This is a genomic window from Candidatus Nanoarchaeia archaeon (assembly GCA_035290625.1).
Lineage (GTDB): Archaea > Nanobdellota > Nanobdellia > Woesearchaeales > DATDTY01 > DATDTY01.
Map to the genome: position 1 here is coordinate 1 of DATDTY010000071.1, position 7,630 is coordinate 7,630.

The 7,630-nt window shown below is 47.9% G+C and carries 6 protein-coding genes; 3 read left to right on the top strand and 3 right to left on the bottom strand.

Annotated features, from left to right (window positions below):
* The first annotated feature begins 562 nt into the window (after positions 1-562).
* Entirely contained in the window at positions 563-727 is a 165-nt protein-coding gene (locus VJB08_06445) for a hypothetical protein (GenBank protein HLD43592.1), read from the top strand.
* A gap of 124 nt (positions 728-851) precedes the next feature.
* Positions 852-2,771 carry a B12-binding domain-containing radical SAM protein gene (locus VJB08_06450; protein HLD43593.1) on the top strand — a complete coding sequence of 640 codons (1,920 nt, stop codon included), beginning with the start codon at positions 852-854 and terminating at the stop codon, positions 2,769-2,771.
* Here the strand turns inward: VJB08_06450 and pyrB are convergent.
* Positions 2,757-3,662, bottom strand: coding sequence for an aspartate carbamoyltransferase (gene pyrB / locus VJB08_06455; protein ID HLD43594.1), 906 nt, complete (start codon positions 3,660-3,662; stop codon positions 2,757-2,759). The two genes, VJB08_06450 and pyrB, sit on opposite strands and share 15 nt — an antisense overlap.
* A 292-nt stretch (positions 3,663-3,954) precedes the next feature.
* Between pyrB and VJB08_06460 the strand changes: the two genes are divergently transcribed.
* Complete coding sequence (locus tag VJB08_06460) at positions 3,955-4,359, top strand: NUDIX domain-containing protein (protein HLD43595.1); 405 nt, start codon at positions 3,955-3,957, stop codon at positions 4,357-4,359.
* 32 nt (positions 4,360-4,391) lie between these two features.
* On the opposite strand, the gene VJB08_06465 is transcribed toward VJB08_06460, so the two are convergent.
* The gene (locus VJB08_06465) at positions 4,392-7,226 is read right to left on the bottom strand and encodes an alpha/beta hydrolase (GenBank protein ID HLD43596.1); all 2,835 of its coding nucleotides are present in this window, start codon (positions 7,224-7,226) and stop codon (positions 4,392-4,394) included.
* Positions 7,227-7,274: 48 nt separating this feature from the next.
* The coding region (locus VJB08_06470) for a hypothetical protein (GenBank protein HLD43597.1) at positions 7,275-7,630 on the bottom strand (356 nt) is incomplete at its 5' end.

Genomic DNA, 7,630 nt, shown 5'->3' on the forward strand with positions numbered 1-7,630 from the left:
GGAGCCATATGATTTTAGCGAAGCGACCCGAAGGGGAAAATCATAATGAGCGAGAAAAAAGTAGCTTTCTTCCACATTTGCCGAAGGCGCTTGCGATAGCTTTTCCTAAGAGGCTTCAGCCGTAAGGCTGGAGAGTTTCACCTAATTTTCCTAAGTAACACTAAGACTTTTAACACAAAGTAACACAAAGGCTTTTGGCGTAGGGAAGGGTGGCATCATTCTGTGAGCATCTTAGGTATAGGAAAGAGCAGCGACAAGGGGGTTGTCCAATTCGGGGAATGTCGCTTTGCAGGGATACAAGCGCATGTGAACTCGATGCCACCCCGAACGAGCCTACGCCAAAAGCCTAACAATCAACAAGTTTACTTAACGCCTGCAGAGTTCTTGCAGATTTCTTTGTTTGTCCTTATCTTTTGAGGTTTTTGATTAGGGGCTAACGTTCCAGCATCCCTGACTCAGGATTATTACTACTATAAAGTAAATAAAAATAGAAAACTTTAAAAAGCCCTTTTGGTTCTCTTTTGATTATAGTCTCAGTTTGATTACAGTTATAGCCTCGATTATGGTACCTAACACATTGCCGGGAGTGGACGCCCATCTTGATGAAGAAGGCCTGTCAGTTGCACCTATGGTTGTCTGCGGTGAATGCAAGCGGAAGATGGAGAGAGTCGGAGCGGATTCTTATACGTGCTCCGAGTGCGGGGAGAAGTTTAGCCAGAAGGATTAGGCGCGGCTCCATTTTTCTATTATCCTTTATTACATTATCCTCTCTATCCCCTTTGTTACCCTCCTTTAAACAGCAATTTTAAATAGAAATACTTATAAAACCTGACGATACTTGTTAGTTAACCATGGTGAAGTCTCCAAAGAACATCCTTCTTGTTTATCCTGAGTTTCCAAAGACAACGTACTGGAGCTTTAGCGGAGCGCGCCGGTTTGATGGAAGGAAGGCTGTGATGCCACCGCTTGCCTTACTTACTGTTGGAGCGATGCTTCCTAAAGACTATGACCTAAGATTAGTTGATATGAATGTGAAAGAGCTTACTGACGCTGATTTAGAATGGGCTGACTCTGTATTTACCTCTTCTATGATTGTGCAGAGGGATTCTCTGGAGGAAGTTACGACCAGAGCGCATGAGCATGGAAAATCTGTTGTTGCAGGAGGCCAGCTGCCAACCCTTGCATATGAGCAGATCCCCTGGGTTGATCATTTTGTCCTGAATGAGGCAGAAGCAACTTTGGGCCCTTTTCTTAAGGACTTAGAAGCAGGCAATCCTAAACGCGTATATGCGCAGGAGATCCGTGATTTTCGGGGCAAGGAAACCCCTTATCAGGAAGCGGAGATAGAACGCCTTATTAGATTTTTTGAGGGAAGTTCTCAGGATATCCGGATTGCAGCTACAAGGCCTGCTGCAAGAACTACCCCCTTGCCCAGGTTTGACCTTCTGGAAGATACTCTCTACGATTATGTCTCTATGGCAGTTCAAGTATCAAGAGGATGCCCTTTTAGCTGCGGCTTCTGTGAGATCCCTCGCTTATATGGCCATGGAGCCAGGGTAAAGGGAGGGAATCAAATCCTTGAGGAATTTGATGTGCTTCGTGATATGGGATGGAAGGGTTCTGTCTTTGTTGTAGATGATAATTTTATCGCCAATCAAAAGGAAATCAAAGCGCTCCTTCCTCAGATTGCAGCTTGGCAGGAAGCGCATGGATTTCCTTTCCAGCTCTTTACAGAAGCAAGCATGAACATTGATGATACGATCCTTGGCCTTATGCAGAAAGCCGGCTTTAATAGGGTTTTTACAGGCATAGAAACCTTTAATCCTGAAGTCTTACGGAATACCAGCAAAAGGCAGAATGCAGTCAGGGATATGCATGCTACTATCAGAAACATACAGCGTCATGGCATCGAGCCTTATGGCGGATTTATTGTGGGGCTTGACGGCTCTACTGAAGAGGATTATGACCTCATGATACAGTCTATCCGGGACCTTGGCATCGTCAATGCTATGGTTGGCTTGCTTACTGTTTCTCCGGGAAGCCCGGATTATTATACCTGCAAGAAAGAGGGAAGGCTTGTGCAGGAATCCGGAGGAGACAATACTCATTCTTTCACTTTGAATTTTGTTCCTAAGGATGGCCAGGATCCTGAGGAAATCATAAGACAGTACATGCGGGTCCTCAGCGCTGTCTATGACCCCACTCTTAAGAACTATTTTGAAAGAGTGCGCGCACTATATGATACTCTGGGCGAGACAGGCGTTCATTTTGCTGCAAATCCAAGCTGGAAAAGTCTTATGGCAGGCGTTAAGTCTTTATTGTACCAGCCCTTCCAGCCTTATGGGTGGGAATATTCCAAATTTATTGCTTGGACATTGAGACACCACCCCTCCAAATTTGTAGATGCCATCACAGATGCTATTAAAGGCCATCATTTTTGGGCGATTACGCAAGGAAGCCTGGAGCTCCATGAGCTTACAACCTTCATGGGCGATCACATTGAGTATCTCAATGGAAATGTCCCGAAATTAACAGAATCCATCCCGGAGAATGGAGAGTATCCTACTTTACTTGAGAGACTCCAAGGCTATCAGCATGAGGCTCAAGCAGCTCTTAGCCACGCTAAGCAGAGAATAATGAGCCTATCCCCTCCTTACAGAGAAGCTGCCCAACGCCATTATGCCTCTTTTGTGGAGCACATTGAGCATATCGTGGAATCGATTAATGGGATTGTCCACCCTTCTCAGAAATCAAAATCAGACGGCTCCTAAAACCAATGCAAGGAGAGCCATCCTCACCGGAATCCCATAATGCGCCTGCTGGAAGTAGACTGCAGCGTCTGTTCCGTCAACATCATGCACAATCTCTCCTACTTTTGGAAGGGGGTGAAGAATCTTGACATCGGGCTTCATCTGGCTGAGGATTGATCGGTCGAGCTTGTAGCTTCCCTCAACCTTCTTGAAGTCATTTTCGAACTGAAATCGCTCTTTTTGGATCCTGGTTGCATAGACAACATCCAAATCCCCGCATACCTCAGCTACATCTGCAACCTCGATACATTCGCATCTCTTCTTGAGCTCGCTGAGCTGGTCGTTCGGCATCCTGAGAGACTCAGGAGAGACAAAATACATCTTTGCCCCAAACAAGGACAATGCGTGAGCCAGAGAATGGACAGTTCTTCCGTACTTGAGGTCGCCAAGAAATCCAACCGAAAGACCATCGAGCCTCCCTTTTGTCTTGAGGATTGTAAAGAGATCCAGGAATGTCTGTGTTGGATGCTGGTTTGCGCCGTCGCCTGCATTGATGACTGGAACCAGGCTGGCTCCTGCTGCGCGGGCAGCTGATCCTTCCTCAGGATGCCGGATTACAACAGCATCGCAGTATCCTGATACGACCTTGATTGTATCCTCCAGGCTTTCTCCCTTTCTCATTGAGGTGTTCGAGGCGTCAGAAAACCCGATGACGTTGCCTCCAAGCCTGTGCATGGACGCTTCGAATGAGAGCCTCGTTCTTGTGGACGGCTCGAAGAAGAGTGTTGCAAGAATCTTGCCCTTCAGGACAGGCCCTTGCTGCTGGATGCCTTCAGCGACCTTTAGGATATGCAAGAGCTCTTGCTTGGTGAAGTCCTTGATAGAAATGATATGCCTGTTTTTGAAGTTCATTAAAAACTGAAGGGATACTCTAAGGTTTATAAACATAGTGGTTGAATAGGCTCAGTAGAAAGTCAGTCGGCATCGGGCTCGCTTGCGCTTGTATTCGAGTATGCTGACACCCCCGACGGTGCTAAAAAGAGCTACGCTCTTTTGGCACACCAAAACGCCCAAAGGCGTTTTGATTGGGCCAACCCTCCGTCAGCACTGCTCATGACTGCGAAGAAGCTCAGAAAGGATGCCGGAATTTCTACTGAGCCCGAACGCGAGGAAAGTTTTTATACCCCGGAATTTCTCTCTTTTTATGCAGAGTTTTGCCATTGCTGTAAAGTCATTTATCGTGAATGATGCCAACCAATTACTGCTTCTCAAGCGGAGAGCAAACGACCCCCATAAGCCCGGAACCTGGGATATCCCTGGAGGGAGGCTGGATTCCGGAGAAGATCCTCTGGCGGGGCTGTTGCGGGAGACGGCAGAAGAGACACATCTGCCCGTCACTGTAGTCGGGCCATTAGGAGTTCATCATTTTACAAGGGATGATGGGCAGAGAATCACCATGCTTATCTTTCTCTGCAGGGCAATGGCAACAGATGTGGAGCTTTCTGAAGAGCACACTGAATACCGATGGGCTGCTCTGGACGGCTCGTCTCTTATTCCTGACTGGCTCTTTGACCAAGTAGCGTTCTTTACCAGATATTTTAAGCGCTGATTTAAGGCCCAGTCGCGGATTTAAGAGCAGTTCTACCTCCTTATCCTAAAGAACCTTCCTTCGTTCTGGGTTTCCCGCTGCTTTTTCCTGAAGCCGATAGCAACATGATCGTTCTTGAGCGCCTTTACGACCAAAGATTCATCATACCCTTTTTCTTTGGCCTTGTCGAGTATATACTCATGGAGAAATCCTTTTCCAAGCCCTTCTTTCACAAAACGCCTGATACGCTCAAATTTCATCTCCTGCTCCCTGCTGAGCCGCTCCAGGCTTTCACTGACGTGCTTGCGAGACCATCCCTCAACAACAAGCAGATCCTGCAGATCCTGCCTGCTGATCCCGCCATCATACAGCACATCATAATCGTTTCTGATGTGGCGGATGATATAGCTGAGGTGCGCATATTTCCTGAAGTACTTCCTCCTCTTTGAAATGAAGATAAGATATCCGGCAATCACCAGGAAGGCAATGTATTTGCTGTTCCTGGCAAGATTTTCCCGCGCAAACACATTCCCGCAATCAGAAGGGCAGTTGGATTCGTCCTCCCCAAAGCCACAGTACCCATTTCCGCAGCTGCATCCTGAAGGGTCCTGGATTTTTTCGTAAGGGGCTTCTCTCCCAACCACAACAAACTTGTCCAGCGGCGAGCACGCTACGACCTTCATATCGAAATAATTGTTCTGGCCCAACAGGCTCGCTTCCTCTTCCTTTCCCAATATCTCGCTGGATACGATCTTCTCTATGATCTGCCTTGAGTAAGGATTATCGATCAGCTCGGAATGGCTCACATTGACTTCAAAATAATTCCCGCACTGGTTGTCGATATAGCCTTCTCCGACGTGCTGCGCGCTTCTGACTGACACAACTCCGTCATTCGCAACCTCCTCCCTGAATCCGGACTTTCCAAAAAAGACCTGATTGAACTCATAGGGCTTTGTGCCTGCAACCACATAATAGCTAATCCCCGGAACGCGCGGGGTGATGATCCCATTGACCACCTCCCGAATCGTGTTGCTGTAGTAGTTGAACACATTAAAGGAGCCTTTCTTGTTGATTAGTGATTTGAAAAGATTCAAATAGACCTCTGCTGCAGGGCTTCCTTCATTAGGGGCTCCTGCAAGAACGACTTTCCTCACCTTGCCAACAAACGTGTAAGACCGCTCAAACTTCTTATTCTCCGTAAACCCAAAGTTCAAGGCCTGCTGGGCAACCAAGCCTCCAAGGCTGTGGGCAACAATGTAGAGGTTATCAAACCTAGCAACTTCAGCTTCTATAAGCTTTGCAAGATCTTTACTCGCTTCTCCAATCGTTTTTTCAGGTGAGTAGGAAAACACCCAGATCTGGAAATTTCCCTGGGTAAGCCTGACATCATCAATCATCTCCTGGAATGTCGCAGGGGAACTGGCTAAGCCATGAACCAGGATCAGGGCATTGCGCGATGGCTCAACGGGATTGTAAATCATCTTAAGGGAAGAGTTGAAGCATTCCTTGCAGTAGACCCCCATGAGGGCGAACATCACCTGCCTTTTGCTGTCAATGAACCTGCCTATATCAGAGATGTTGCCTGTCACGATCCTCTTTTCAGGGTCTATGGCTGAATCAATCTGCTCCCAGCCTTCAGCAGTCTTGCCGTAGATCGCCACTGTCTCTTCAATAATCTCATCATCCTTCTTGAAGGGCATGCTCACTGTTGATCCAAGGCCTTTCTGAGCATGATTAAAACTGAGCACCAGAGGAGTTCCTGTGATCTTCAGCCCAAGATTGCTTGCCTGAGGAACAGAACTGTTGGGGGCAAATAAGGTCACAGAGAGGTTTTCGAAGAACTCTCCGTAGAACAAAACACTCGTTTCTCCGCTGAACACCGCCCTGCGAAATTCTGTGAGATTAAGCGTCGTCTGCTCAATGGGGACCTGAAAAAACTTAGGCTCAACGACCTCTTCCTTTCGTAAAATCTCACCAAATACCTGATTCCCGCATTTGAGCCGGGTTGTGTTCTTGATATGGAAGGATTTACAGTCTGCTCCACTGCACTGCAGGGCTGCCACATCATAAAACTTTTGGGAGATGCTCAGGGTCATCTCAACATTTCCTCCTGAGCAATCGATGCTGAATGGCTGCATAACCACTGAATACCCTGGCGGAATCTTAAACTGCGATGGAAGGTCCTCTTCCTTAATCTTGATCTCTTCCCTGACACTTTCTGTCACATTGACGCAGGGGATCGTTTTCCTGCTCGGCGGCTGACCTACGCGCTTTACATCTTTTGATGGAGCTGAGAAATATTCAAAGCATTTCGGAACGCAGGAGCCGCACTGGCCGTTCAATGGGTTGCACCTGTTGCCGCATACGGATTCTGTGCCATCGGCGCACGTAAGTCTTGTGTCTCTGCATTGAACATCGCAGCAGAGGCCATTGCATCCATCGTACACTCCCTCCTGGGGCGTGTTATTGACTGTAAGTATCCAGCTTCGGGCGTCCCTTGAGGACCCATCAAATGCAATAATGCCTATCCTATAGGTTCCAGCCTTACTATACCCGCCCTCAAACGTATATTTTTTGTCGTTTTCTCCCTCAAGCTCAATGTCATTGATTTGCCACTGGAATCTAACCTCTGAATCAGGATCAGTTGCCTCAGCGAAGAAGCTTTGGCTCTCAGGCTCTTTGATGGTAACCCTTGATTCCTGGGGGAAAGTGGTCGTCAGTTTCGGAGGCGCTGACCCGGGTTTCTGCTCCTCAACCTCAATCTGCGTGTATACAACGCTTGCAAACCCTGTCAGGCCTCTCTCGCGCACAAATGAGAGAATAGCGGCAATGAAGATGATGGCAAGCAAGGCTCCCAGGATTGCCCGCTTTAGAACAGCTTTTTGCACGTCTCTCACCTGCATTGACAATTTTCCAATGCTTTCAGAAACTGGCTTTTATAATTGACCTTTATATATCTTTATATCCTCCTGGCTCCGGTGAAAATCGGTGCTGCCGCCTCGTTGTGAGCCCTCGAAGTCAAGGGCATCGCAGCGACAAGAGGGTTGCCCCCTTCGGGGAATGTCGCTTCCCATGAGAATATGCAGGAGGCGAACCTGGCGGCAGCCGGTGGCTTGTGAGCGAGTGAGAACGAGCTCACTCGCAAGCCACTGCGGGATTTTCACCAGAGACCACCCATCAGAAATCTTTATAATGCTCGGCTCTTTTTTGTCGTCCATTAGCCCCGTGGTGTAGCGGCCAAGCATCTCAGGCTTTGGACCTGAGGACCTCGGTTCGAAAGGATGTCGAAAAT